The 26,477-nt window shown below is 72.0% G+C and carries 22 protein-coding genes; 9 read left to right on the top strand and 13 right to left on the bottom strand.

Annotation, left to right across the window (positions count from 1 at the left end):
• The 7 genes from ACWCPM_RS32505 to ACWCPM_RS32475 all read right to left on the bottom strand — a co-directional run.
• Positions 1-1,661 (bottom strand): pyridoxal phosphate-dependent aminotransferase (locus ACWCPM_RS32505; RefSeq protein ID WP_450979859.1); only part of this gene is annotated, 1,661 nt, incomplete at its 3' end.
• A 147-nt stretch (positions 1,662-1,808) separates the two neighbouring features.
• Positions 1,809-3,053, bottom strand: coding sequence for a multiple monosaccharide ABC transporter permease (gene mmsB, locus ACWCPM_RS32500; RefSeq protein ID WP_450979858.1), 1,245 nt, complete (start codon positions 3,051-3,053; stop codon positions 1,809-1,811).
• On the bottom strand, positions 3,050-4,600 hold the full coding sequence (mmsA, locus tag ACWCPM_RS32495) for a multiple monosaccharide ABC transporter ATP-binding protein (RefSeq protein ID WP_450979857.1): 1,551 nt from the start codon (positions 4,598-4,600) through the stop codon (positions 3,050-3,052). Before mmsA ends, mmsB begins: the two co-directional genes overlap by 4 nt.
• A gap of 36 nt (positions 4,601-4,636) precedes the next feature.
• Positions 4,637-5,746, bottom strand: a complete 1,110-nt coding sequence (gene chvE / locus ACWCPM_RS32490; RefSeq protein WP_450979856.1) for a multiple monosaccharide ABC transporter substrate-binding protein — start codon at positions 5,744-5,746, stop codon at positions 4,637-4,639.
• Positions 5,747-5,842: 96 nt separating this feature from the next.
• A complete protein-coding gene (locus ACWCPM_RS32485; RefSeq protein ID WP_450979855.1) occupies positions 5,843-6,811 on the bottom strand; it encodes a hypothetical protein in 969 nt (322 codons plus the stop codon).
• Between the two features lie 275 nt (positions 6,812-7,086).
• Positions 7,087-8,091: a zinc-dependent alcohol dehydrogenase gene (locus ACWCPM_RS32480; RefSeq protein ID WP_450979854.1), complete on the bottom strand. Its 1,005-nt coding sequence runs from the start codon at positions 8,089-8,091 to the stop codon at positions 7,087-7,089.
• Positions 8,088-9,251 carry a mandelate racemase/muconate lactonizing enzyme family protein gene (locus tag ACWCPM_RS32475; protein ID WP_450979853.1) on the bottom strand — a complete coding sequence of 388 codons (1,164 nt, stop codon included), beginning with the start codon at positions 9,249-9,251 and terminating at the stop codon, positions 8,088-8,090. Before ACWCPM_RS32475 ends, ACWCPM_RS32480 begins: the two co-directional genes overlap by 4 nt.
• Before the next feature lie 257 nt (positions 9,252-9,508).
• On the opposite strand from ACWCPM_RS32475, the gene ACWCPM_RS32470 reads away from it, so the two are divergent.
• Positions 9,509-10,306, top strand: a complete 798-nt coding sequence (locus ACWCPM_RS32470; protein ID WP_450979852.1) for an SCO2400 family protein — start codon at positions 9,509-9,511, stop codon at positions 10,304-10,306.
• Here ACWCPM_RS32470 and ACWCPM_RS32465 read toward each other — a convergent pair.
• From ACWCPM_RS32465 to ACWCPM_RS32455, 3 genes are all read right to left on the bottom strand, one after another.
• On the bottom strand, positions 10,262-11,434 hold the full coding sequence (locus ACWCPM_RS32465) for a glycosyltransferase (RefSeq protein ID WP_450979851.1): 1,173 nt from the start codon (positions 11,432-11,434) through the stop codon (positions 10,262-10,264). The two genes, ACWCPM_RS32470 and ACWCPM_RS32465, sit on opposite strands and share 45 nt — an antisense overlap.
• Before the next feature lie 32 nt (positions 11,435-11,466).
• Positions 11,467-12,735, bottom strand: coding sequence for a nucleotide sugar dehydrogenase (locus ACWCPM_RS32460; RefSeq protein ID WP_450979860.1), 1,269 nt, complete (start codon positions 12,733-12,735; stop codon positions 11,467-11,469).
• 270 nt (positions 12,736-13,005) lie between these two features.
• On the bottom strand, positions 13,006-14,454 hold the full coding sequence (locus tag ACWCPM_RS32455) for a glycosyltransferase family 4 protein (protein WP_450979850.1): 1,449 nt from the start codon (positions 14,452-14,454) through the stop codon (positions 13,006-13,008).
• A 38-nt stretch (positions 14,455-14,492) separates the two neighbouring features.
• Between ACWCPM_RS32455 and wecB the strand changes: the two genes are divergently transcribed.
• Genes wecB through ACWCPM_RS32435 form a run of 4 tightly spaced genes read left to right on the top strand, consistent with a single transcriptional unit; the run spans position 14,493 to position 20,299 of the window.
• On the top strand, positions 14,493-15,581 hold the full coding sequence (gene wecB / locus ACWCPM_RS32450) for a non-hydrolyzing UDP-N-acetylglucosamine 2-epimerase (RefSeq protein WP_450979849.1): 1,089 nt from the start codon (positions 14,493-14,495) through the stop codon (positions 15,579-15,581).
• On the top strand, positions 15,574-16,206 hold the full coding sequence (locus ACWCPM_RS32445) for a class I SAM-dependent methyltransferase (RefSeq protein WP_450979848.1): 633 nt from the start codon (positions 15,574-15,576) through the stop codon (positions 16,204-16,206). The genes wecB and ACWCPM_RS32445 overlap by 8 nt, the downstream gene beginning before the upstream one ends.
• The gene (locus ACWCPM_RS32440) at positions 16,203-18,119 is read left to right on the top strand and encodes a hypothetical protein (RefSeq protein ID WP_450979847.1); all 1,917 of its coding nucleotides are present in this window, start codon (positions 16,203-16,205) and stop codon (positions 18,117-18,119) included. The genes ACWCPM_RS32445 and ACWCPM_RS32440 overlap by 4 nt, the downstream gene beginning before the upstream one ends.
• Positions 18,116-20,299, top strand: a complete 2,184-nt coding sequence (locus tag ACWCPM_RS32435) for a glycosyltransferase (protein WP_450979846.1) — start codon at positions 18,116-18,118, stop codon at positions 20,297-20,299. The genes ACWCPM_RS32440 and ACWCPM_RS32435 overlap by 4 nt, the downstream gene beginning before the upstream one ends.
• 53 nt (positions 20,300-20,352) lie before the next feature.
• Here the strand turns inward: ACWCPM_RS32435 and ACWCPM_RS32430 are convergent, their stop codons facing one another.
• Positions 20,353-21,072, bottom strand: coding sequence for a class I SAM-dependent methyltransferase (locus tag ACWCPM_RS32430; protein ID WP_450979845.1), 720 nt, complete (start codon positions 21,070-21,072; stop codon positions 20,353-20,355).
• Between the two features lie 127 nt (positions 21,073-21,199).
• On the bottom strand, positions 21,200-21,640 hold the full coding sequence (locus ACWCPM_RS32425) for a MarR family winged helix-turn-helix transcriptional regulator (RefSeq protein WP_450979844.1): 441 nt from the start codon (positions 21,638-21,640) through the stop codon (positions 21,200-21,202).
• Between the two features lie 120 nt (positions 21,641-21,760).
• Between ACWCPM_RS32425 and ACWCPM_RS32420 the strand changes: the two genes are divergently transcribed.
• Positions 21,761-22,783 carry an NADP-dependent oxidoreductase gene (locus ACWCPM_RS32420; protein ID WP_450979843.1) on the top strand — a complete coding sequence of 341 codons (1,023 nt, stop codon included), beginning with the start codon at positions 21,761-21,763 and terminating at the stop codon, positions 22,781-22,783.
• A 115-nt stretch (positions 22,784-22,898) separates the two neighbouring features.
• Entirely contained in the window at positions 22,899-23,318 is a 420-nt protein-coding gene (locus ACWCPM_RS32415; RefSeq protein ID WP_450979842.1) for an organic hydroperoxide resistance protein, read from the top strand.
• A gap of 73 nt (positions 23,319-23,391) precedes the next feature.
• Here ACWCPM_RS32415 and ACWCPM_RS32410 read toward each other — a convergent pair whose 3' ends face one another.
• Entirely contained in the window at positions 23,392-24,540 is a 1,149-nt protein-coding gene (locus ACWCPM_RS32410; RefSeq protein WP_450979841.1) for a serine hydrolase domain-containing protein, read from the bottom strand.
• A gap of 440 nt (positions 24,541-24,980) precedes the next feature.
• Here ACWCPM_RS32410 and ACWCPM_RS32405 point away from each other — a divergent pair, with 440 nt between their 5' ends.
• Both ACWCPM_RS32405 and ACWCPM_RS32400 read left to right on the top strand, forming a co-directional pair.
• A complete protein-coding gene (locus ACWCPM_RS32405) occupies positions 24,981-25,775 on the top strand; it encodes an EI24 domain-containing protein (RefSeq protein WP_450979840.1) in 795 nt (264 codons plus the stop codon).
• On the top strand, positions 25,772-26,386 hold the full coding sequence (locus tag ACWCPM_RS32400) for a LysE family translocator (RefSeq protein WP_450979839.1): 615 nt from the start codon (positions 25,772-25,774) through the stop codon (positions 26,384-26,386). The genes ACWCPM_RS32405 and ACWCPM_RS32400 overlap by 4 nt, the downstream gene beginning before the upstream one ends.
• The last annotated feature ends 91 nt before the right edge of the window (positions 26,387-26,477 follow it).

Here is a 26,477-nt window from a genome sequence, read left to right as displayed (position 1 = left end):
GGCGGGACCGGGGCGCCCGGGCCCGTGGTGCCCCGGACCTGGGCCGCCGTGAGCCCGCCGCGCGCGGGGACGCCGGGCGGGGTGGGGCCGGGGGGCAGAGGGGCGGGCGCCGGCTGCGGGACCGCCTGGGCCACCGCCGGTTGCGGCACGAGGGGCTGCGCCATCGCGAACTGGGGCATCGCCGGCTGCGGTACGGGGACCTGCTGCATCGGCGGCTGCGGGAGCTGCTGGGCGAGTTGCGGTTGCGGGAACTGCTGGGCGAGTTGCGGCTGCGGGAGTTGCTGAGGCAGCTGGGGCTGCGGGTGTTGCTGGGGGATCTGGTGGGGCAACTGCGGTTGCGGTATCTGCTGCTGTGGCTGGGGGTACGCCTGAGCCGCCGCCGGCATCGGCATGCCGCCGCCGCCGGCGCCAGGTGCGCCCGCCGCGACGGCCTGCGCGGCGAGGCCCGGAATACCGGCCCCGTTGGTGGCGCCGACCAGCCGGTCCACCGCCGCCGTGCCCGAGCTGTAGCTGGTCCCGGTGCTCAGCTCGGGCACGGCGGCTCCCCTCCTGGTCCCGTAGAGCACCTGTTCCAGGCCGGACACCAGGCGACGCACATCCACCTGGGGGCGCACCACGAGACGCAGGAAGCGGCTGGAGGATCCGATCTTGTTGCCGCACTCACGGACCAGGACCCGGTGCTCGGTGAGCAGCCGGTCCCGCACCACCGTTCCCTCGGCTCCCACAGGAAGGCGCACGAAGAGGAAGTTGCCCTGGGAGGGGTAGACCGTGAGGCCGGGCAGGGAGGAGAGCTGGCTGGCCATCTCCAGGCGGTCGCGGCGGACCTGCTGGAGGCTCTGCGCGTACTCCTGGCCGTGCTCCTTCAGCATGAACACCACGTGCTCGGCGAAGGAGTTGAGGTTCCACTTGGGCAGCATGGAGCGGATCCGGCCCGCGAGGGCCGGGTTGGCGACCAGATAGCCGAAGCGGATGCCGTGCAGGCCGAAGTTCTTGCCGAGGCTGCGCAGCACGACGACGTTGGGGCGGATCATCGCCTCCTGCACGACGCTGGGCTCGGCCTCCGCGTCGGCGAACTCCAGGAACGACTCGTCGACGACGACCAGGTCCCGGTCCGCCATCGCGTCCATGAACTGCACGACCGCGTGCTTGTTCGCGTAACCGCCGTCGGGGTTGTTGGGGTTGCAGATCACGGCGACCCGGGTGCCCCGGGCCTGGATGAACGCGGCGTACTGCGCGAGGTCGAGGGCGAAGCCGCTGGACTCCTGGAGCGGGAACATGTCGACCCGCTTGCCGGTCTCCATGGGCTGGTCGGTCCAGCGGCCGAAGGTGGGTACGGGTATCGCGAGGGACTCCCGGACGAGCAGATGGTCGATCCAGGTGATCAGCTCGGTCGAGCCGTTGCCCATCGCGACGCACTGCGGCGGGAGCTGGAGCAGGCTGCACAGTTCGGCGGTGATGGTGTCGGCGCTGCTCGGGTAGTACGTGACGATGTCGCGCAGCTTGGCCGCCATCTCGTCGAACATCGCCGGGGTGGGGAAGTAGGGGTTGCAGGGAATGCAGAAGTCCACCGGACCCGACCCGTCGCTCTCCCGCGTCAACGCCGCCATCGACGGGCTGTGCGCAGCAGTACTGCGGAACAGCGAGGTGACGTTGTCAGGCAAGGAGACCTCCGGCTGGGGCGGACCCGGCGGGGAGGACCGGGTCCGTCGAGGGGTGGCCCGTGCGGGGGAGCACGGGCCGCCCTTACGTACGGAGGCCGGGGTGGCTCCGTTCAATCGATGTGACGAAAGTGTGGAGCACCGGGCGGTCTACGAACCGACCTTGCGCTTGTTCCACACGTCGAAGCCGACCGCCGCCAGCAGCACCAGACCCTTGATGACCAGCTGCCAGTCGGTGCCGATGCCGACGAGGTTCATACCGTTGTTCAGCACGCCCAGGACCAGTCCGCCGATGATGGCGCCGAGCACGGTGCCGACACCGCCGCTCATCGACGCGCCGCCGATGAACGAGGCCGCGATCGCCTCCAGTTCGAAGTTGAGTCCGGCCTTGGGCGAGGCCGCGTTGAAGCGGGCGGCGAAGACCAGACCCGCCAGGGCCGCGAGCATGCCCATGTTCAGGAACACCAGGAAGGTGACCTTCTTGTCCTTCACGCCGGACAGCTTCGCCGCGGGCAGGTTGCCGCCGATGGCGTAGATGTGCCGGCCGACGATCGCGTTGCGCATGACGTAGCCGAAGCCGACGACCAGCACACCGAGGATCAGCAGCACGATCGGCGCGCCCTTGTAGCTGGCCAGCAGCAGCGTGGCGACCAGCACGGCGGCGACCAGGGCGACCAGCTTCAGCAGGAAGATGTTCCGCGGCAGCACCTCCAGCGAGAACTCCTGCTGGCGCCTGCGGTCGCGCACCTCCTGAAGGACCACGAAGGCGATCAGGGCCAGGCCCAGCAACAAGGTCAGGTTGTGGTAGTTGGTCTCCGGTCCGACCTCCGGCAGGAAGCCGTTGGCGACCTTCTGCAGGCCCTCCGGGAACGGGCCGAGGGTCTGGCCCTCCAGGAAGATCTCGGTCAGACCGCGGAAGATCAGCATGCCCGCGAGGGTCACGATGAACGACGGAATGCCGCCGTAGGCGATGAGGAAGCCCTGAGCGGCACCCGCGACGGCGCCCATGGCCAGGCAGAGGATCACCGCCAGCGGCCACGGTATGTCGTTCCTGACCATGAACACCGCGGCCATCGAGCCGATGAACGCCGTCAGCGAGCCGACCGACAGGTCGATGTGGCCCGCGATGATGACGAGCATCATGCCGATCGCGAGGATCAGGATGTAGCTGTTCTGGAGCACCAGGTTGGAGACGTTGCGCGGCAGCAGCAGGTCCCCGTCGGTCCAGACGGCGAACAGCACCACGATCACGCCGAGGGCGATCAGCATGCCGTACTGCCGCATGTTGCGGCGCATCCCGTCCAGCACCATCCGGAGCAGGCCGCCCCCCGCGCCCGCCCCGCCCTTGCCCGCCGGCGCGGGGGCCGGGGTCCTGGCGGTCACATCCGTGCTCATCGCGTCACCTCTTTGTCCTTCGTCATCTGACGCATCAGCGATTCCTGGGAGGCCTCGGCCCGTGAGAACTCACCGGTCAGCCGTCCGGCGGCCATCGTGTAGATGCGGTCGCACATGCCGAGCAGCTCCGGCAGCTCGGAGGAGATGAAGACGACCGCCTTGCCCTGGGCGGCCAACCGGTCGATGACCGTGTAGATCTCGTACTTGGCGCCGACGTCGATGCCGCGCGTCGGCTCGTCCAGGATCAGCACCTCCGGACCAGCGAAGATCCACTTGCTGAGGACGACCTTCTGCTGGTTGCCGCCGGACAGCTTGCCCACCGGCTCGAAGACCGTCGGCGCCTTGATGTTCATGGACGTGCGGAAGCCCTCGGCGACCTGCCGCTCCCCGTGCTCGTCGACCACGCCCCGCCTCGCGACCTTCTTCAGCGCCGTCAGCGAGATGTTCCGGTTGATGGTGTCGATGAGGTTCAGGCCGTAGTGCTTGCGGTCCTCGGTGACATAGGCGATGCCGTGCTTCACGGCCTCCGCCACCGTCTTCGTACGGATCTCCCGGCCGTCCTTGAGGACCGCACCGCCCGCGTACCGGCCGTAGGCGCGTCCGAAGACGCTCATCGCCAGTTCGGTGCGGCCGGCGCCCATCAGGCCCGCGATGCCGACGATCTCCCCGCGCCGCACCGACAGCGACACGTCGTCGACGACCTTGCGCTGCCGGTCGATGGGGTGGTGCACGGTCCAGCCCCGGATCTCCAGCGCGGGCGCGGCACCCTCCTCCGGCCGGTGCGGCGTGCGCTCCGGGAAGCGGTGCTCCAGGTCACGGCCGACCATCCCGCTGATGATCCGGTCCTCGGTGGTCTCCGGGGCCTTCACGTCGAGCGTCTCGATGGTCCGCCCGTCCCGCAGGATGGTCACCGAGTCGGCGACCTTGCGGATCTCGTTCAGCTTGTGCGAGATGATGATCGAGGTGATGCCCTGGTTCTTCAACTCCAGTATCAGATCGAGCAGTTTGCCGCTGTCCTCGTCGTTCAGGGCGGCCGTCGGCTCGTCCAGGATGAGCAGTTTCACCTTCTTGGACAGCGCTTTGGCGATCTCGACGAGCTGCTGCTTGCCGACGCCGATGTCCGCGACCCGGGTCTCCGGGTGGTCGGTGAGCCCGACCCGGCGCAGCAACTCGGTGGCGTGCCGGAGGGTCTCGGTCCAGTCGATCAGCCCGCGCGTGGCGTGCTCGTTGCCGAGGAAGATGTTCTCCGCGATCGACAGGTACGGCACCAGTGCCAGCTCCTGGTGGATGATCACGATGCCGTGCTGCTCGCTCGCGCGGATGTCCTTGAAGCGGCAGAGCTCCCCTTCGAAGAGGGTCTCCCCCTCGTAGGTTCCGTGCGGATGGACGCCGGAGAGGACCTTCATGAGGGTCGACTTCCCGGCGCCGTTCTCCCCGCAGATGGCGTGGACCTCGCCCTGACGGACGGTCAGCGTGACGTCCGACAGCGCCTTGACGCCGGGAAAGGTCTTGACGATCGAGCGCATTTCCAGGACGGGTCCCGCCATGGTCGTGCCTTCCTATCCCTGGACGGTGCGGTGTGCTCAGAGGTCGCTTTCCTTGATGTAGCCGGAGTCGACCACTGTCGCCTTGTAGTTGGCCTTGTCGACGCTCACCGGGTCCAGCAGGAAGGCGGGCACCACCTTGGAGCCGTTGTCGTAGGTCTTGGTGTCGTTGACCTCGGGCTTCTTGTCGTTGAGGAGCGCGTCGACCATGTTCGAGGCCACCTTGGCCAGTTCACGGGTGTCCTTGTAGACGGTCATCGCCTGCTCGTCCGCGATGATCGACTTCACCGAGGCGACCTCGGCGTCCTGGCCGGTGACGATCGGCAGCGGCTTGCTCCCCGAGCCGTAGTCGTCCGACTTCAGCGCCGACAGGATGCCGATGGAGATGCCGTCGTACGGGGAGAGCACCGCGTCCACCCGCTCGGACTTGTACGCCGAGGTCAGGATGTCGTCCATGCGCTTCTGCGCGGTGCCGCCGTCCCAGCGCAGGGTGGTGACCTGGGTCAGCTCGGTCTGGCCCGACCGGACCACCAGCTGCTTCTTGTCGATGTAGGGCTGCAGGACGTTCATCGCGCCCTGGAAGAAGTAGCGGGTGTTGTTGTCGTCGTTGGAGCCGGCGAACAGCTCGATGTTGAAGGGGCCCTTCTTGGAGCCGTCCTTCAGGCCGAGCTTTTCGACGATGTAGCCGCCCTGGAGTTCGCCGACCTTCTCGTTGTCGAACGAGGCGTAGTAGTCGACGTTGTCGGTGCCGAGGATCAGGCGGTCGTAGGAGATCACCGGGATGTCGGCGTCCTTGGCCTGCTGCAGGACGTTGTTCATCGACTTGTTGTCGATGGCGGCGACGATCAGGGCCTCCACGCCCTGCGTGATGAGGTTCTCGACCTGCGAGACCTGCTGGTCGGGGTCGTCCTCGCCGTAGACGAGCTTGGTCTTGTAGCCCTTGGACTCCAGGTCCTTGACGACGTTGTTCCCGTCGGCGATCCAGCGTTCCGAGGACTTGGTCGGCATCGCGATGCCGATGGTGGCGCCCTCGGTGCCGCCCGAGCCCTCCTTGCTGCCGCCCTCTCCGCTCTGGCCGCAGGCCGAGAGGAGGAGGGCGAGGGAGGCGGCGGCGGTTGTCGCGGTCAGTGCGGCTCTACGGTTACGCATGATCATCATCCTTGATGTGTGCGGTGAGGAACCGGGAAGAGGTGTGTGGGATTGTGCGCGGCCGTGTCGTGTGGTGAGGAGCGATTTTCCGGACCTTCATGACGCGATCTCGAACCTGCGCAGATCGCCCGGCAGTCGGGAGCCGAGCGGCGCCATGTCGCCGTCCGCCCCGTGGCGGGCCAGCAGGTCGAGGGCGAGCCGGCCGCGCCGCACCCGTTCCCTGGCGGTGGCCAGGGTCAGCTCCCTCAAGTGGTGCCCGTAGGGATAGATACCGGGTGCCTTGGCGAGGCCGAACTTCAGATAGAGAGGCGCGCCGCGCCGGATCAGCTCGGCGACCTCGTACATCCGCACATAGCCGCCGAGGTCGTCGGGGGCCTCGATGTACATGTCCATGGGGGCGCCGGACACCCGGCGGATCTCGGTGAGGTGCGCCGGCGTCAGATCGCTGGGCACGTTGACGGAGTCGGCGCCCAGCCGCTCGTAGACGGCGTAGCTCGCCGGGTTCACGGGCCCGATCAACGCCGACACCTTGAGCGTGGTGTCGGCCGGGAGGATGCCCTGGACGCGTGCCCGGTGCAGCGTCCACAGCACGCCCTCGTCCGCGACGAGCAGGCACCGCACGCCCAGTTCGGTGGCGCGCACGGCGTCCTCGACACAGCCGGCGACGGCGTCGTGGCCGCGTGCCCGCACTCCGGCGCCCCGGGAGTCGCTGCGGGTCGAGCCGCCGATGTCCCAGGTGCCGCGCGGGCCGGTGAACAGGCAGAGTTCGATGCCGCGTTCGCCGGTCGCCCCGACCATCTCGGTGATCTGGGCGTCGGTCAGCATCCACACGCCGCTGCCCTGGCTGATCCGGTGGATCGGCACGTCGAGGAGGGACGCCTCCTCCAGGACGACCGCCAGCGCCTCCGGACCCTCGCACGAGGGGATCTCGGTGCGCCAGCGGCCACCGCCCGGGAAGCGGTGCGGTGAGGCGTCGGCGGGGTCGGGGCGGGGCGCGCCCAGGCCGAGCGCGGTGAGCGCGTGCTCACCGGGCCTGCGGGCGGCCGTGGTGGAAGCGTCGGTCATAAGCGGTCCTTAGTGTTCGGTATTTCGGACGAGGTTCGCAACGACGAGGATGCGGAGGCCGGTACGGGACCCGGGCGCGAGCCTGGGGCGTGACGCCCGGATACGGGCTGCGGGCGTCGGTTGCGGGCTGCGGTCCCGAGGCCGTCCCCGAGGCCGTCCCGAGGCCGTCCCGAGGTCGATGACGAGGCCCGTGACGAGGCCCGTGACGAGGTCGGTCACGCGCCCGGTCGGGCCGGTACGGCGGCCGTCAGGACGCCCCCCGGACCGGCGGTCGGTCAGGGACGGAGCAGCACCTTTCCGGTCTTCGGGTCGTCGCCGCCGACCAGTTCGACGGCGCGCGAGAACTCGGTCAGCGGCAGTTCGTGGGTGACCAGCGGCAGCGGATCCAGCAGCCCGGCGCCGAACACCCGCACCGCGTGCGCCCATGCCGCCGGCGGCGCCCCGAAGACGGTGTGCACCTCCAGCTGCCGTACCACCAGGTCCGTCGGGTCCAGGCCCTCGGCGCCCGGCGCCGGGATTCCCGTCAGCACCAGCCGGCCGCCCCTGCGCAGCAGCGCGGCGGCGCCCCGGGCGGCGTCGGCGGACCCGGCCGCCTCGATCACCACGTCGAAGTCGCCGGGCAGTTCCTGGTCCTTGGTGCGGAAGCCGGTGGCGCCGAACTCCTCCGCCAGTGCCGCGCGGTCGGCGTGGGCGCCGACCACCAGCAGCTCGGCCGGGGAGGTGGCGCGCAGGAACCGCACGGCGAGCATGCCGAGGGTGCCGGTGCCGACCACGGCGACCCGCTCGCCCGGTCTCGCGGCCGCCTTCAGGGCCGCGGCGGCGACACAGGCGGCGGGTTCGAGGAGGGCGGCGGCGGTGAGGTCGGCGTCGTCCGGGAGGACGTGGAGCAGACGGGCCGGCAGGGTCAGGGTGGGGGCCATGGCGCCCGGCTGGGTGAAGCCGGTCTCCTCGTACCCGTCCGTGCACAGCGTGGTCTCGCCCGCGTGGCAGCGGTCGCACACCTGGCAGTTGCGGAAGCCCTCACCGACGACCTTGCGCCCGGCCAGCGACGCGGGGACACCCGGGCCGGTCGCGGTGACCGTCCCGGACCACTCGTGGCCGGGGGTGAGCGGGTAGCGGACGTAGCCCTCGGGCCGGTTGCCCCGGTAGAGCTCGCGGTCGCTGCCGCAGACGCCGACGGCGTGCACCCGGACCTGCGCCTCGCCGGGTTCCGGCGGGCGGGGCGTGTGCGCGACGAGCCGGTGCGCGCCGGGAGCGTCGACGACGACGGCCGTGCTCATCGCGTCGCCCCGGGCCTGCGCTGCTCCCAGCCCTCGGCCCACAGGTCGAAGCGGGCCTGCTGCTGCGGGAACTCGGCGGCGGCGTCGGTGTCCAGCTCGACGCCGAGGCCGGGGGCGTCGGAGAGGTGGAAGCAGCCGTCCTCCGGGTCGACCTGGGGGGCGCCCTTGACGACCTTCTTGATCTCCGCGTCCGCGAAGTCGTTGAAGTGCTCCAGGATCTTGAAGTTGGGGGTGGTGAAGCCGACCTGGAGCGAGGCGGCGGTGAGCACGGAGCCGCCGACGTTGTGGGGCGCGACCAGCGTGTAGTGGGTCTCGGCGGTGGCTGCGAGCTTGCGGGTCTCCCAGATGCCGCCGATGTGGCCGACGTCCGGCTGGACGATGTCCGCGGCCTGGCTCTCGAACAGCTCGCGGAACTCGATCCGGTCGTGGATGCGCTCGCCGGTGGCGACCGGCATGTCCACCTTGGCGGCGACCTTCTCCAGGGCCTTGAGGTTCTCCGGCGGGACGGGCTCCTCCAGCCACGCCGGGTCGAAGGGCGCCAGTTCGCGGGCGAGCCGGACGGCGGTGGCGGGGGAGAAGCGGCCGTGCATCTCCAGCATCAGCTCGGCCTCGGGGCCGATGGCGTCGCGCACCGCCTCGATCAGGGAGACGGCGTAGAGGGTCTGCCGGTGGTCCAGCTCGAAGTGCCCGGTCCCGAAGGGGTCGATCTTCAGGGCCCGGTACCCGCGCGCCACGACCTCCTGGGCGGCCTTGTGGTACGCCTCGGGCGTCCGCTCCGTCGTGTACCAGCCGTTGGCGTACGCCTTGACCTTGTCCGTGACCTTGCCGCCGAGCAGCTGCCACACCGGTACGCCGAGCGCCTTGCCCTTGATGTCCCAGCACGCCATCTCGACCACCGCGATGCCCGACATCACGATCTCGCCGGCCCGCCCGTAGTCGCCGTACTTCATGCGGCGGACCAGGTCCTCCAGGGCGAAGGGGTCGGAGCCGAGGATGTGATTGCCCTCGGCCTCCCTCAGGTAGCCGAGGAGCGCGTCGGTTCGGCCCAGCATCCGGGTCTCCCCGACCCCCGTGATCCCCTCGTCGGTGTGCACCTGGACGTAGGTCAGGTTGCGCCACGGCGTCCCGACCACGTGCGTGCTGATTCCGGTGATGCGCACGGCAGTTGCCCCTCGTGAACGTCGGCCTTGTTCGAAATTTCGTCACCCGTTCGAAATGCTGGCGTGACAGTAGGGAGGGGGCGGTGGGGGTGTCAATGGGGTGGGCGGGTAACGGTTTCGAGACCTTCGCTGACCGGTTTCGGGATGATGCGCGCGGGTTGCGCTCAAGCCGACGCGCCGGATGAAACCATTCCGCACAGAACATTCACAGGGACGACTATGAACGTTACCGATCAAAAACTTAACCTTCCCGCGTCATGGACTACTGCGACCCGTGCCGACGGCACCTGAATGGCGCGCTGGCCTGCCCGGGGTGCGGCACGCCGGCCGATCAATTGCACGCGTACACGGAGGAAACCGTCGTGCGCACTGATGTGCGTACGGACGCCGTCACGCCGGCCCGGGCCGCGGAGCCCGGCGAGCCGTACGACGCCGACGACAACGATGCCGACGACGCCGAAGACCTGGATGACCTGGACGACGACCTCGACGACGACGCCGAGGACGACCGCCCCGGGCGGGGATCCAGGCGCCGCCGCAACCCGAACGTCAGCCGTCGCGACCGCAAGGCCGCGGCCCACCGCCGCCGGCGCCGCCGCACCCTGCTGATCGTGGCGGGGTTCGTGCTGGCCGCCGGTGCCCTCAGCCTCGCCGAACTCGGCCTGGACGCCCCCGGTTCGGCCCCGAACCCGGCCGTGGCAGGCGACCCCTCGGCGGACGGCGGCACGGAGGTCGAGTCGGAGGAGTCGACGGACCCCCTGACCGGCGCCCCCGAGGGCACCACGCCCGGCGAGGACTCGGCCTCTCCGGACGCCTCCACGTCGCCCTCCCCCTCGAACTCGGAGAAGGACAAGGACGACAAGGAGTCGGCGAGCCCGACCGAGGCGGAATCGTCCCCCTCGGACACGGCTCCCGGCCCGTCCCCCTCCGCCCCGGCGCCCCCACCGGCCCCGGACCCCACCCCGACCCCGACCCCGGACCCCCCCTCCTCGGGTCCGGCCCCCCAGCCGTCACCGTCGGAGACGTGCAACCGGTTCCTGTGGTGGTGCACCTAGGTCCGGTGCGCCCCGGTCGGTGCCCGCCTCCTTCGCCCATCTCTCCAGGGCGTCCGTGAACTCCGACGCCCGTTCCGACCAGTCGAGTTCGGCCAGTGCCGCCGCCCGGCCGCGTGCGGCGGTGGTCTCGCGCAGCGCCGCGTCCGCGCGCAGCCGCCGTACCGCCTCCGCCGCTGCCGCCGGGTTCCCGTAGGGGACGACGAGACCGCAGCCGTGCCGCTCGACCAGGGCCGCCGCCAGAGGGTTCGGCGTGGTCACGACGGGGACGCCGTGGGCCATGTACTCGACGACCTTGGTGGGCCGCGAGTGGCGGTAGTTGGGCTGATCCTGGAGGAGGGACAGCCCCGCCGTCGCCCCGGAGAGCAGGGCGAGCGCACGGTCGTTGGGAAGATAGCCGTGCCAGCTCAGGACGCCCTCGCGGTCCGCCTCGGTCAGCGCGCCGCGCACGTCCACGTCGGCCGCGCCGATCGCGTCGACCCGGATGTCCGGAGCCAGCAGCCGCGCCGTCTCGATCAGGTCGAGCGCGCCGCGAGCCCGGGACAGATGGCCGAGATAGACCACCCGGTCCGCGCCGGGCGGCTCGGGCGGCGCGGCCGGTACGGCGGTCAGGTTCGGGACGACGGGATGAGGCCGGCGGAAACGCTCCTGGTAGGCGTCCTCGGCGAGAAGCAGCCGCACATGCCGCTCGGCCAGGCGCTCCGCCGCCCGTACGGCCAGCTTCAGCGGGGGCCGCAGCGACGCCGGCACCCAGCGTTTCATCGTGAGCGCCGCCGCCGTGTCCTCGTGCACGTCCCACACCGTCACCGGGGCCCGGCCGCCGCGCCGCCACCGGCGCAGGGTGCCGGGCAGGGCGAGCAGCAGCTCCGGGTCGTGCAGCAGCACGACGTCCGCCTCCGGTCCGCGCTCCACCAGCAGGGCGCGCGCCGCGCGCAGCGCCGCCCGGCGTTCCCGGCCCGCGGCCCGGGGGAGGTCCACGCCCTCGACTCCCGGGCGTGGCTCCACTCCGCGGGCTCCGAAGGGGGCGGCGTAGACGACCTGGTGGCCGCGTTCGGCCAGGGCCGCGATCTGCCGGTGCAGTATCCGCGCGTCCTCCGGATGGTGGACGACGGTGACCACGAGTATCCGCATCAGAGCAGCACCTTTCGGCTCCGCCCGGCCCGCTACAGCACCTCGACACCGGGGCGGAATATCCGCCCCCGGGTGTCGAAGAGCAGGCGGGCCGCGTCGGCGAGGGCGGGCAGGTCGTAGGAGGAGTGGTCCTGGAGCAGGATCGTCAGGTCGTGCCCGGCGACGGCGGCCATCGGGTCGTCGACGCGGGGGACCGGTGCGCCGTCGACGGACCACTCGTCGACGTGCGGGTCGTGGAAGGAGATCTCGGCCTCCCGCTGCCGCAGCAGCCGGGCCACCGGCACCGCCGGGCTCTCCCGCTGGTCGGCGACGTCGGGCTTGTAGGTGACCCCGAGCATCAGCACCCGGGAGCCGTGCAGCGGCCGGCCGGCGTGGTTGAGCAGGTCCTGGGCGCGGCGCACGACGTACTCCGGCATCCGGCGGTTGATCTCCTGGGCGAGCTCCACGAACCGGAACTCGTAGCCGAGCGACGAACGCACCTTGTACGAGAGGTAGTTCGGGTCGATCGGGATGCAGTGTCCGCCGACGCCGGCGCCGGGGCGGAACGCCTGGAAGCCGAACGGCTTGGTGCCGGCGCAGCGGATCGCGTCCCACAGGTCGACGCCCAGCTCGTGGCTGATGACGGCGAGTTCGTTGACGAGGGCGATGTTGACGTGCCGGTAGGTGTTCTCCAGCAGCTTGGCCATCTCGGCCTCGCGGGTGCCCTTCGCCTGCACGACGGTGTCGACGAGCTTGCCGTAGAAGGCGACCGCGCGGGCGGCGCACGAGGGGGTGCAGCCGCCGACGACCTTCGGGGTGTCGCGCAGCCCGTGCCCGGTGTTGCCGGGGTCGATGCGCTCCGGTGAGAAGGCGAGGGCGAAGTCCCGCCCGGCATGCAGCCCGGAGACCTCCTCCAGCAGCGGCCGTACGACCTCCTCGGTGGTGCCCGGGTAGGTGGTGGACTCCAGCACCACGAGCTGTCCGGGCCGCAGCCGGGCCGCCACCGCCCGGACGGCGGCGGTGACCGCGCTGAGATCGGGCCCGCCGTCCCCGTTGAGGGGCGTCGGCACGCAGATCACCACGGTCTGGACCCGGGCGAGGCACCCGTCGTCGGTGGACGCGCGGAAACCGGCCGCCAGCATCGCGCGGACGTCCTCGTCGGAGACGTCGTCCACGTGGGAGCGTCCGGAGTTGAGCCCGGCGGCGATCCGGGGGTTCTTGTCCAGGCCGACGACCTTCAGGCCGACGGCCGCCGCCTCCCTCGCGAGCGGCAGCCCGACGTAGCCGAGCCCGATCACCGCGAGTTCGGCGGTGCCGGCCATCTCTGATTCCCCGAGCTGTGCGCTCTCGTCCCCGAGCTGTGCGCTGTTGTCCCCGAGCGGTTCGGACTGGTCGACCTGCATAGGGCTGCTCCCGTCCCGTGGGCGGACTCGGATGTGAAGTTGTGCGGTCCGGCCCGCCCCCGGAGGCGGCCTGCCGGCTCCCCGGAAGGCCGTGGACCGGCTCCCCGAAGACGACGAGCGGTTCCCTGAAGGCGCCTACCGGCTCCTTCAGGAAGCCGAGGGCGTCCTCCGGGACGGCCGAGCGGCTTCTCAGAGGCAGCCGAGGGCGCGGTACGCCTCCCGGGTGGTCGCGGCGACCCGCGTCCAGGTGCGGTCGCGCGCCACGATCTCGCGAGCGGCCGTACCCCATTCGGACCGCTTTCGACTGTAAAGAAGGAATTCGATCGCATCTGCCCAAGCCTGCTCGGACGCGGGCGGAACGAGCTGCCCGGTCGCTCCCGGCTTGACGAGCTCCCGCAGCGCGGGGAGATCGCTGGCGGCCACCGGCAGCCCGCTCGCCATCGCCTCGACCGGCTTCAGCGGTGTCACCAGCCGGCACACCCGGGCATCGGTGCGCGGCACCGCGAAGACGTCCAACACCGCGTGGAAGCACCGGACTTGGGAATACGGCACCCGACCGGTGAACACGGCCGTCCCGTCGTCCAGACCCAGCCGGCCGGACAGCCGCAGCAGGGCCGGGCGCTCCGGTCCGTCCCCGACGACCAAGAGCCGCAACGGCACTCCGCGGCGCCTCAGCTCGGCACCCGCATGGAGCAATGTGCCGATTCCCTCGTGTGGAGTAAGGCTGCTGACCGTGCCGACCACGAAGTCGTCCGGCGCGATGCCGAGCCGGGCGCGCAGCGGCGCCCCGTCGGGAAGGGGCGTCAGGAACTCCTCGTCCACCGCGTTCGGCGCGATCAGCACCCGCTCCTCGGGCACCCCGCGGCCCACGATCTCCGCCTTCATCGCCGCACCCAGCGTCAGCACCAGGTCCGCCTCCCGCATGCAGTGCGTCTCCAGCTCACGCCGGGCCCGGTACGTCGGGTCGTCCGGCGTCCGCCCCGGCGCCTGGGTCAGCCAGGTGTCCTCCAGGAAGCCGCGCACCTCGTAGACCACCGGCAGCCCGTAGGCCGCGCGCAGGGCCAGCGCCACCCGCCCGTTGCCGTGGTCGGTGGCCGGATGCAGCACGGCGGGCCGCAGCCGCTCCACCAGCCGCCCGGCCAGCTCGGCGTTGCGGGCCAGTACGGCCGGCTGCCCGTACGGCAGCCACAGCGGCAGCAACCGGTGCTGCGGCACCTCGTCCACCGTCTGCGCCGCACGGGCGTCCAGCACCCCCTGCGCCACCGGGAACCCGACCCGTGTCACCACATGCGGATCGAGCCCGGCGGCCCGCTGCGCCGCGGCGATCTTCTGGGTGCGCACCGTGTAACCGGCGTGCTTGAACGGCAGCCCGTTGGTGACCAGATGAAGCACCCGGCCCGGCACCGGCCGGACCGCGCGGCCGGGCGGGGCGGGCACCCGTCCCCCGGATGGAGCAGCGGCCGGACCCGCCGTCCGGGCCCGGTCGGCGAGCCGCCTCTCCAGCGGCCGGGCCCGGTCCCGCAGGGGTGACGGCAGCAGCCGTACCCCCAGCAGTACGGCCCTGCGGGGGTCATGGCGCAGTTCGCCCCACGCCACGGATGCGGCCAGACTGAGCGCACGGGGGATATGACGCGACATGCCGTCACGTTAGGCGGCAAGAGCGGAGAAAGTACGACATGAACGGCCGCATACTTCACGTCGTCGGCACCCGACCGAACTTCGTCAAGGCCGCCCCGGTCGTCGCCGCACTGCGCACGGCGGGCTGCGACCAGGTGCTCGTGCACACCGGCCAGCACTACGACGAACGGATGTCGGACATCTTCTTCCGGCAACTCGGCCTGCCCGAACCGGACACCGATCTCGGTGTCGGCTCCGGAAGCCACGCCCGGCAGACCGCCGACCTGCTCGTCGCCCTGGAGGCCGAGCTGACCGCCCGCGACCCCGCCCTCGTCATGGTCTACGGGGACGTCAACTCCACGCTGGCGGCCGCCCTGGTCGCCGCCAAGCTGGGGATGCCCCTCGCCCATGTGGAGGCGGGCCTGCGCAGCTTCGACATGACGATGCCGGAGGAGGTGAACCGGCGTCTCGTCGACCAGCTGGCCGACCTGCTGTTCGCCACCAGCCCCGAGGCGGTCGGCCACCTCGCCCGCGAGGGCGTCGACCCCGCCCGGGTCCATCTCGTCGGCAACCCCATGATCGACACCCTGCTCACCCATATGGACCGCTTCGACCCGGCCGCCGCCCGCGCCGCCCACGGACTGCCCGAGCGCTACGCCGTGGTCACGCTGCACCGCCCCGCCAACGTCGACGACCCCGAGGCGGCCAAGGCGGCGGCCCGCGTCCTGACCGAGGCGGCCCACCTCCTCGACCTCGCCGTCCCCCTGCACCCGCGCGGCAGGGAGGCGCTCGGCGAGGCCGGCCTCGACGGCGCGCCGGGAGTCCACGTCCTCGACCCGCTGGGATACGTCGAGTTCATGAGCCTGGTGCGCGGCGCCGCCGCCGTGATCACCGACTCGGGCGGCGTCCAGGAGGAGACCACCGTGCTCGGTGTGCCCTGTCTGACGCTGCGCACCACCACCGAGCGGCCGGTCACCGTCACCCACGGCACCAACCGGCTCGTCGGCCACGCCGAACTCGTCCCCGCGCTGCGCAAGGTGCTGGACGGCGGGCAGCCGGCGCCCGACGAGGGACCGCCGCTGTGGGACGGCAGGGCAGGGGCCCGGATCGCCGCCGAGGTCGTCCGCCGGCTGGACCACCATGTCTGAACTCACCCGCCGGCACCGGGACACCCGCGAGCCCGACGACCTCGTCCCGCGCGGCCACCTCGTCCCGGTCGGCCCGGACCGCGCGGGCGACGAGATCTTCCACGCCCGGAGGCTCGGCGCCCTGCTGCAGCTGCTCGGCGACGTCGCCGACGAGTCGGCCCCCCTGTTCGTGCTCGACGCGGGCTGCGGCACGGGGGACTTCGCCCGTGCCCTGGTCCGCTGCGGCCACCGCGTCGACGCCTTCGACACGAGCGAGGAGGCCGTCACACGCGCCCGGACCGAGGACGGCGGCCCGCGCTACGCCGTCGCCGCCCTGGACGAGTGGCGCAGCCCCTGGCCCTACGACGTCGTGCTCTGCCTTGACGTCCTCTTCCACGTCCTCGACGACGAGGAGTGGGCGGCCGGCCTGCGCAACCTGGCCTCGCTGGTGCGGATCACCGGACGGCTGATCCTGACCGACGAGGACGTCGCCACCCGCCGGCCGCGCGGCGAGCACGTCCTGCACCGCCCGGCCGCCGAGTACACCGCGCTGCTCGAACCCCTCGGCCTGCGGCACACCCTGTTCACCCCGTACGGCTTCCGCGACAACGAGGTCGGCTTCCACGTCTTCACGAGGACCCGATGATGCGCCTGACCGATCTGCTCCACCCTCATCTGGACGGCGTCACCACGGTCGTGGACGCCACCGACGGCGGGCTCGACCTGGAGCCCTACCTCCATCTGCCCGACGACGTCGCCGTGCACCACGGCGAACGCGACATCGGCGAGCACGAGCTGGTGATCGTGTCGTTCGGACCCGACCCGGCGCTGCACGGCACCGAGACCGACTGCCTCGCGATGCTGCGCCGTATGCGCCCCGGCGGCCGCGGCCTGATCCTCTTCGGGCACCGCGGCCCCGAACTCCCCTACCACCGGCTGCTCGACGCCCTGGTGACCCATGGATGCCAGGTGCTGCGCGCCGCCCCGCTCGACTACACGCACCTGCACGCGGCGGCCGTCTTCGTGCGCACCGACGAACTCAGGCCCCCGCACGACTGGTTCGGCCGGCCCGTTCCGGCGGAGGGCTTCGCCACCGCGCTGCGGATCGCCGACGAGTACGTCCTCGCCGACCTGGTCGCCCGCTCGCTGCGCGCCCGTGTGCTGGACCTCGAACGCGACGCCGAGGAGGCGGAACGCGCCCGGGGGCCCGTCCACGAGGACGGCCTCGCCGAGCGCCTGGCAGCCGCCTCGCGGGACAAGGACCAGCTGACGGCCGCCCTGCACCGCGCACGGGACCGGGTCGGCCTGCTGGAGGCGCGGGTGGCCATGCTGGAGGGTTCCACCTCCCTGCGGGTGGGCCGGGCCCTGGTGTCCGCCGCCCGCTCGCCCCGGCAGGAGGCGCCACGACTGCCCCGGGAGCTGTACGGGCTGTGGCGGGGGCGGGTGACGTCCCGTTCCCTGCCCGTGTCCTCACGCGCGGCGACAGAGACGGGGCTGCGGGAGCTGTACGGACGATGGCGGGGGCGGCTCAGGCCGGGTCCCGCGGTCCTCGGCGCGGCGGGCCGGGGGACGACGCGTCCCGCATCGGACGGGTTCCCCGCCCACGTCGCGGCTCCCGACGGGCGGATGCACCTCGCCCACCGGGCGTTCCTCTCGACGCCCCGCGACCGGATGGTGATCGTCGGTGTGCTGACCGACGCGACCGCCGCCGACCTCTCGGCGGACGCGGTCGTCAACCGGGCGCTGCCCCACGACGGCCGGCTCGTCGTGCAGCGCACCGACCCCGACGCCCTGGTCGTCCAGCTCAGCGCCTGCACGGGGGACGGCCCCTGGTCGCTCACCGGCACCGGACTCGCCCCCGACCTCGACCGGAAACTGGCCGAACTGCTCACGGAGGCCCGGGCGGCGGGCCGCCGCTGCCTGCTGTGGCGGGACGGCCCGGTCTCCGCCGCCCCCGGCCTGACCCGGTTCGCCTGGGACGCCGTGCTCGACGCGGACGCCGGCGTGCGACTGACGAGCCTCGACCCGGCCGGTGCCGGCCGGCAGCGGCTGCGCGAGGTGTTCCGGGCGGACAGCACCCGGGTGCGGCTGTCGCAACTGGCCCGCCGGACCGGCGCCCCCGACCCGCTGGACCGGCGCCGGATCTGCGTCCTGGCCGGCCCCCGGGACCGGGCCGGCATCGCCCGGCTCACCGAGCAGGTGCTGAGCCAGCGCCACCGGCCCGCCGAGGTCGTCGTACCCGATCCCACGGGGCTGGACGAACTGGCCGCCGCCGGTGTCACCGTACGCACCGGCGAGCCCCTCGCGCCCTGGGTCGCCGACTGGACGGACCTCACCGAGGACCGCCCGGACACCCTGCTGCTGGACCTGATGTGCGCGCAGGAGTACTCCGGCGCCGACGCGGTCGGCTCCACTCCCGCCGCCGACGACTACACCTTCGTCCCCGAACTGCGCCCCCTCCTGGTGCGCCGGTCGCTGCTGGCCTCCGGCACGGCGCCCGAGACCTGGGCGCGCCAGGGACACCGCCTGTTCGCCTGGTGCGGGAAGGAGCCGACATGAGCCGGACACTGAACGCGCTCGTCTACGGCGACGTTGACCTCAATCTCATCGACGGTTCGGCCGTCTGGGCCCAGTCGACGGTGCAGGCACTGTCGCGGGCCGGCTGCCGGACCCGGCTGGTCCTCAAGGCCCCCGTGGTCACCGGCCGGCTGATCGACCCGCTGGCCGGACTGCCCGGGGTCACGGTGGTCCGCCCCCACGAGGAGCGGCTGCTGTCCGGACTGTCCGACCGGCCGCTGTCGCCCGTGCAGGCATCCCACGCGCTCGCCCAACTGGACCAGGACGAGCCCTGCGACCTGCTGGTGCTGCGCGGCAGGCGCCTGGTCGGGCGCATGGTCACCGAGGGTCTCTTCGAGGGACGGATCTGGGCCTATCTCACCGACATCCCGCAGTCGGCGGCCGAGATGACCGAGAGTGCCCGCGCGGAGCTCAGACGCATCGCCGAGTCCTCCCAGCGTCTGCTGTGCCAGACTGAGGAGTTGCGCTGCCTGCTGGAGACCTCCGTGCCCGAGGCCTGCGGCAAGTGCGTGCTCAGCCCGCCGTCCGTGCCCGAGCCGGGCTTCCCGCTGCCGGAGCACGAGCACCCCGACGACCCCTTCCGGCTCGTCTACACCGGCAAGTTCGCCCCGCTGTGGAACACCCTGCCCATGACGCGGCTGCCGGCGCTGCTCGCCGAACAGGGGGTCCGGGCGGAGCTGCACACCGTCGGCGACAAGATCCACGAGGACCCCTCGCACCCGGAGTTCCGGGACGCCATGGCGCACGCGCTGGCCGTCACGCCGGGGGTCGTGCACCACGGCGGGCAGCCGCGCGAGGAGGCCATGCGCCTCGCCGCCGACTGCGACCTCGGACTGGGCTGGCGGGACCCCGCGCTGGACGCGAGCCTCGAACTGTCCACCAAGGTGCTGGAGTTCGGCGCCCTCGGGCTGCCCGTCGTCCTCAACCGCACGCCCGCCCACGAGGCGCTGCTCGGCGACGACTATCCGCTGTTCGTCGCCGGGCACGCCGGGCTCGACGACGCCGTCCGGACGATCGCCCGCGCCGTGCGCGAGCCCCGGGCCCGGCGGACCGCCGCCGAACGCTGCCGGGAGGCCGCCTCCCGCTACACGCTCGGGGCCGCCGCCGCACGCTGGCGGGACCAGCTCGATCAGGCGTTCCCCGAGGCGCCGGCCGCCTTGACCGCCCGGTCGCGGCCCCTGCGGGTCGGCGTCGCGGGCCACGACCTGAAGTTCCTCTCCCGGCTCCTCGACCACTTCCGTACGGTGCCCGGACTCGACGTACGCGTCGACGCCTGGCCGGCCCTGTCCCGGCACGACCCGGCCGCCAGCCGCGAACTCGCCGGGTGGGCCGACGTGGTGGTCGTCGAGTGGTGCGGCCCGGCCGCCGTCTGGTACAGCCGCCACAAACGGCAGGGCAGCCGGCTCGTCGTCCGGCTGCACCGCTTCGAACTCGACGCCGACTGGCCCGCGCAGGTCGACATCGACGCCGTCGACCAGGTCATCTGCGTCAGCTCCTCCTACGCCCGCCGCACCCTGGAGGAGACCGGCTGGCCGGAGTCCAAGGTGACGGTCATCCCGAACTGGGTCGACACCGACCAGCTCGACCGCCCCAAGGCGCCCGGCGCCCGCTTCCGGCTCGGCATGATCGGCATCGCGCCCAGCCGCAAGCGCATGGACCTGGGCCTCGACGTGCTGGAGGCGCTGCGCGCCCGGGACCGCCGCTGGCACCTCTCCGTCAAGTCCAAGCCGCCCTGGGAGTACTGGTGGATCTGGAACAAGCCCGAGGAGCGCGCGCACTACGAGGCCGTACTGCGCCGCATGCAGACCTCGCCGCTGCTGGAGAACGCCGTGGTCTTCGACGACTTCGGCGCGGACGTGGCCGGCTGGCTCCGGCGGATCGGGAACGTGCTGTCCACCAGCGACGACGAGAGCTTCCATCTCGCCCCGGCCGAGGGCATGGCCTCCGCGGCGGTGCCCGCGCTGCTGCCTTGGCCCGGGGCGGACGAGATCTACGACCGGCGGTGGATCCACCAGGATCCGCAGGCGATGGCCGACGCCCTCGCCGGGCTGGGCGAGGAGGGCTGGCGGGAGGCCGGGCGACTGGCCCGCACCCAGGTGCGGGAACAGTTCTCGCTGCAGCGGGTCGCCCGGGACTGGACGGAACTGCTGGTCGCGCGCTGACAGCTCCGCACGGCCGACGGACGACCCGGACGACCCGGCGGACCCGGCCGGGATCAGGCCACGCGCTCCGGTTTGGCGACCCGGAACACGAACTGGCCGCAGAACGTGAGCTTGCGCAGGTTCACCAGGGCCGTCCGCCGCCCGGTCTGCTCCGCCCAGCTGTCGATCTCGACGTTGAGCGGGGACTCCTCGCTCCAGTAGCGCCCGTACTCCTGCTTCCGGCCGCCGCCGTAGGACCGCATGATCAGCGTCACCCCGTCCAGCGACGGCCGGATCTCCCGCAGCGCCAGTCCGGCCTCCTCGACCAGCACCCGGAAGCCGTAGGGCGTGTAGTTCCACAGGCTGAAGGAGTGGTACGGCTCGAACTGGGAGGTGCTGCCGATGAACAGCCCGCCCGGCCGCAGCACCCGGCCGACCTCCGCCAGCAGCTCACGCGGGCGCGAGACGTGCTCGAAGACCTGGTGCGAGTAGATCAGCGGCACGGTGTCCGAGCGGAACGGGAGCCGGACACCGTCGTAGTGCAGCAGCGGGTCCCCGTTGGGACGGTGCTGCCGGGACTCGGGGGAGTCCCGGATGTCCACCCCGACCCAGCGCACCTTCGGATCGTGCCGGCGGAACAGGGCGACGGACGCGCCCCGCCCGCACCCGAGGTCGACCACCCGGTCCGGCGCGCCCGGCGAGGTCATGACCTCGTCCAGGTAGTAGCGGGACGTGACCTGGCGGGCGTGGTCGTCCGGGATGCAGTCGCGCATGAGATCCCACAGGGTCGCCATGCGCCGAGGCTAAGGAGGTGCAGCACCCGCGGCCCAGCAACCCTGCGGCGGTTCGCGCCCGCCGCCACCCGGAAGGCGTGATGGCACGGCACACCCGGACCCACCGGCCCCGGGAGCCGGGCGGCCCTCAGCCGTCGACGGCCACCATGCGCCCGAGCAGGTCCCGCAGCGTCCGCCGCTCCTCCTCGCTCAGCCCCGCCAGCGGCTCGCGGGCGAAGCGCAGCGAGTCGCGCAGGCTGCGGGCGACCCGGCGGCCCTCGTCGGTCGCCGCCGCCAGCTTCACCCGGCGGTCGGCCGGGTCCGGGCGGCGCTCCGCCAGGCCCCGCGACTCCAGACGGTCGACGATGCCCGTGACGTTCGACGGCTCGCACTTGAGCTTGTTGGCCAGCTTGCGCATGGGCAGCGGTTCCAGGGACAGCAGGCCGAGCAGCCGCGCCTGGGCGCCGGTCAGCGCGTGCTCGGCGGCCGCCTCCTCGTACTCCTCGTGGTACCGGGCCACGACCGAGCCGATCAGGTCGACGACCTCCATGGTCAGCGCGTCGGGGCGGGTGCCGGGAGGAGGGGTCATGCCGTTCAGGGTACCCCGTTACTTGACAGCATGAAATGTTCAAGCGCATCGTTGTTTCAGATACTGAAGTATCAAGCGCGTCGTACGAGAACCCGCAGCCCGAGGAAAGGTGCCCCCACCATGACCGCCACCCCCGCCCTCCCCGACGTCAGCCGCGAATGGCACCTGGTCGCCCGCCCCGTCGGCTGGCCGAAGCCCGAGGACTTCGCCCTGGTCGAGGCCCCGGTGCCGACGCCGGGTGAGGGGCAGGTCCTGGTGCGCAACCTGTACGTCTCCGTCGATCCGTACATGCGCGGCCGGATGAGCGCCGCCAAGTCCTACGCCGCCCCCTACGAACTCGGCAAGGTCATGCAGGGCGGCGCCGTCGGCGAGGTCGTCGCCTCCCGCGCCGAGGGCTTCGCCGTCGGGGACCACGTTCTGCACTTCTTCGGCTGGCGCGAGTACGCCGCCTTCGACGCGAAGAACGCCGTCAAGGTCGACCCGCAGGCCGCGCCGCTGTCGACGTACCTGGGTGTCCTCGGCATGACCGGCCTCACCGCCTACGCCGGTCTGCTGCGCACCGCCGCCTTCAAGGAGGGCGACGTGGTGTTCGTGTCCGGCGCCGCCGGTGCCGTCGGCAGCCAGGTCGGGCAGATCGCGAAGCTCAAGGGCGCCTCCCGGGTCATCGGCTCCGCGGGGTCCGACGACAAGGTCAAGCTGCTCGTGGAGGAGTACGGCTTCGACGCGGCCTTCAACTACAAGTCCGGGCCGGTGAGCGAGCAGTTGCGCGCCGCAGCCCCCGACGGCATCGACGTCTACTTCGACAACGTCGGCGGCGACCACCTGGAGGCGGCCGTCGGCGCGCTGAACCAGGGCGGCCGGATCGCGATCTGCGGCATGATCTCGGTCTACAACAACACCGAGCCCGCCCCCGGCCCGCGCAACCTCGCGCGCCTCATCCAGACCCGTGGCCGCATCGAGGGCTTCCTGGTCAGCGACCACTACGACCTCCAGCCGCTGTTCGTCCAGGAGGTCGGTCCGTGGGTCGCCTCGGGCGCCCTCAAGTACCGCGAGACCGTCGTCGAGGGCATCGAGAACAACCTGGAGGCCTTCCTCGGCGTCCTGCGCGGCGACAACACCGGAAAGATGATCGTCAAGCTCTGAGCGCGGCCGCCCCGGGACGCTCTTCCTTGACTTTCCGGTATGCGGTAACTTCCTTCCGAAACCGTCCGGGATCGTGGGCGCGAGTCCCGGACGGACCGAGGAGGAAGACCACCGCATGCCCATTCAGCAGTCCGACGTCCTCTACACCGCCGTCGCCACCGCCCAGGGCGGCCGCGACGGCCGGGTCGCCACCGACGACGGCAGGCTCGACGTCGTCGTGAACCCGCCGAAGGAGATGGGCGGCAGCGGCTCCGGCACCAACCCGGAGCAGTTGTTCGCCGCCGGGTACAGCGCCTGCTTCCAGGGCGCCCTCGGCGTCGTCGCCCGGCAGGAGAAGACCGATGTCTCCGGCTCGACCGTCACCGCCAAGGTCGGCATCGGCAGGAACGACGACGGCTTCGGGATCGTCGTCGAGATCTCGGCGGACATCCCGAACGTCGACGAGGCCACGGCCAGGGCGCTGGTCGAGAAGGCGCACCAGGTCTGCCCCTACTCCAAGGCGGCCCGCGGCGACATCACCGTGACGCTCGTCTGACGGCACCGCGCACGCCACGCACGAGGAAGGCCGCACCCCCGTGAGCGGGGTGCGGCCTTCGCCGTGCGCCGGCTCAGACAGCCGCCCGGTGCGCCGCCCGGACGAAGCGTTCGTTCTCCGGCGCCGACCCGCCCGGGAACGCGCAGCGCCGCCGCGTGTAGCCGTAGGCCAGCCCGCTGCGCGGATCGGCGAAGGCCTGCGAACCGCCCGCCCCGCTGTGCCCGAAGGTGCCCGCGCCCAGGAACGGGTACCAGTTCTCGGCCGTCGCCTGGAAGCCGAGCCCGTACGCCTTGTGGGCCCGGGACACCAGGTCGTGGCCGACGGAATGGATCTGGCCGACCTCGGCGACCGTGTCCGGCTTCAGGAGTGGCGGCCGTCCGGCCACCTCGCTGATCGCCGCCGCGTACATCCCGGCGAGCCCGCGCGCCGACGCCACGCCGCCCGCCGACGCCGGGCCCTTGGCGCGGACCAGGCGGGAGTTGGCGTGGTCCACCAGCTCGCCCGGCTCGCCGACGTGCGCGTTGTAGGCGATCGCGGTGAGCGTGTGCGGCCCGGTCGGCTGGGCGTCCAGCACGGCCTGCTGCTCGGCCGTCGCCAGCATGGGCTGCACGGACCGGAAGCGGACCTCCTCGGCGGCGGGCAGCCCGAGGAAGAAGTCCAGCCCGTAGGGGGCGCGCACCCGCTCCTCGTACAGCTCCTGGAGGGTGCGGCCCGTGGCCCGCCGCACCACCTCACCGGCGAGCGCCCCTATCACCAGCGCGTGGTAGCCGAACGCCGTGCCGGGACGCCAGAACGGCCGCTGGTCCGCGAGCCGCTCGGCGATCATCCGGTCGTCGGCCAGCTCCTCGTCGGTGAAGCCGGCGTCGAGCCCGATCAGACCCGCCCGGTGCGTGAGCAGCTCGCGCAGGGTCAGCGCGCTCTTGCCCTCGGCGCCGAACTCCGGCCAGTAGTACGTCACCTTCCGGTCCAGTTCGAGCGTGCCGTCCTGGACGAGCAGCGCGACGACGAGGTGGGCGGCGCCCTTGGTGGACGAGAAGACGCCGTGCAGCGACTCGGCCGAGGCGCCGTCCGGACCCGCCCACAGGTCGACGACCCGCCGCCCGTGCACGTGGGCGCACAACTGCCCCTCGTAGTCGGCCCGCTCCCGGGCCACGAACGCGGCGAACTCCGCGCGCACCTCCTCGTAGCCCTCGGCGACGGTGCCGTGGATCTCCTGCGTCATCCGAACTCCTCTACCTCCTCGGCCGTCCGCTGCTCGCGTGTGTGCCGTTGCCTACCTGGTCGCCAAGGTGAACAATGCCCGCCCCACCTGAGCGAATTCCCCCTTGGGGTGATCACGGAAGAGTGGTTCCGTCCGAAAGAGCACCGCCCGCGGACCACCGACCACCGGCGCCCGGCCCGCCGCGCCGGGCCCGCCGCCGTCAAGGACGGTTCTCACAGCGGTCGTTCTCGTGATGCTGGTGCGCACGCGTACCTCCTCCGGGGTTTCCTGGGATCGGTACGGCGAGATGTACCTGTTCGACTCAACCGCAACAAGAGAGCCTTGGTGGCGCCGACGCCCGCCGTTGCCCCGGATGGCGCACCGCGGGCCCGCGGCAGGGGGCCGCCCGTCCGCGGGACCTGCGTGGCCGCCCGCGGGGCGGTCCCCGCTAGGGTTCCCCCATGCGCGATCTCGGGGTGGGTTTCAGCTATCTCCTGAAGGGCCAGCGATGGGTGGCCCGGCACGGCAGGCAGTACGGTTTCGGGCTGCTTCCGGGCCTGATCACCCTCGTCCTGTACGCGGCGGCCCTGGTGGCGCTGGCGCTGTGGGGCGCGGACTTCGTCGACTTCTCGACCCCGTTCGCCGACGACTGGTCGAGCCCTTGGCAGGGCCTGTTCCGCGGCTTCCTCACGGCCGTCCTGTTCGCCCTCGCCCTGCTGCTGGCCGTCCTCACCTTCACCGCCGTCACGCTTCTGATCGGCCAGCCCTTCTACGAGGCCCTGTCCGAGTCGGTCGACCGCGACGTCTCCCCGGACGGCACCGCGCCCGTCTCCCGCCTGCCCCTGTACCGGGAGTTGTGGATCTCGGCGCGCGACAGCCTCCGGGTCCTCGCCCGCGCCCTCGCGTGGGGTGTGCTGCTCTTCGCCCTCGGCTTCGTCCCGGTGGCCGGCCAGACGGTCGTCCCCGTGATCGGCTTCTTCGTCACCGGCTTCTTCCTCACCCAGGAACTCACCTCCGTCGCCCTCCAGCGCCGGGGCGTCGAACTCCGGGACCGGCTCGCCCTCCTGCGCTCCCGCAAGACCCTGATCTGGGGTTTCGGTACCCCTCTCGCCCTCTCCTTCCTCGTCCCCTTCGTCGCCGTCCTCCTGATGCCGGGCGCCGTCGCGGGGGCCACGCTGCTCGCCCGCGAGCTGCGCGGCGAGGAGATCGCCGAGGGGGCCCTGAGGAAGGACGGTGACCGGGAGGTGAGCCGGTGACCGAGGTACTCGCCGTCGCCGTCATCACCGTCCTCGCGGTGATCGCCCCCGGCGCGGACTTCGCGATGGTCGTCCGCAACAGCTATCTGTACGGCCGCCGCACCGGCCTGCTCGGCGCGATGGGCGTCGCCGCCGGGGTCCTGGTGCACGTGACCTACACGATGCTCGGCGTGGGCCTGCTGATCGCCTCGTCCACCTTCGTCTTCACGCTCGTCAAGCTCGTCGGTGCCGCCTACCTCGTGTACGTCGGTGTGCGCACCTTCCGTACCCGTGGCGAACTCCGGGTCGACCTGGAGCACGGGGGTGGCCTCACCCCGTTCGCGGCCCTGCGCGCCGGATTTCTCACCAACGTGCTGAACCCGAAGACCACCCTCTTCGTCGTCTCCACCTTCGCCCAGGTCGTGGACCCCGGAACACCGGTCCTGCGGCAGGTGGGCTACGGCCTGTTCATGTCGCTGGCCCATCTGCTGTGGTTCGGCGTCGTCGCCTTCTTCTTCTCGCAGGACCGGATGCGCACCCTGATGCTGCGCGGCCAGAGGGTCCTCAACAAGGTGATCGGGACCGCCCTGGCCGGCCTCGGCGTCAGCCTCGCGTTCGCCCCGTCGCACTAGTGCCGCGTCAGCCGAGGTCCGCCCCGTCGCGACGCCCGGCACGCCCTCTCGCCGCACCGGCCGAAAGCCCGAGTACGTCCAGTACGAGGGC

Source organism: Streptomyces sp. NPDC002309, assembly GCF_053593375.1.
The sequence above is the reverse complement of the archived record's forward strand: the minus strand, read 5'-3'. Positions and strand labels throughout refer to the sequence as shown.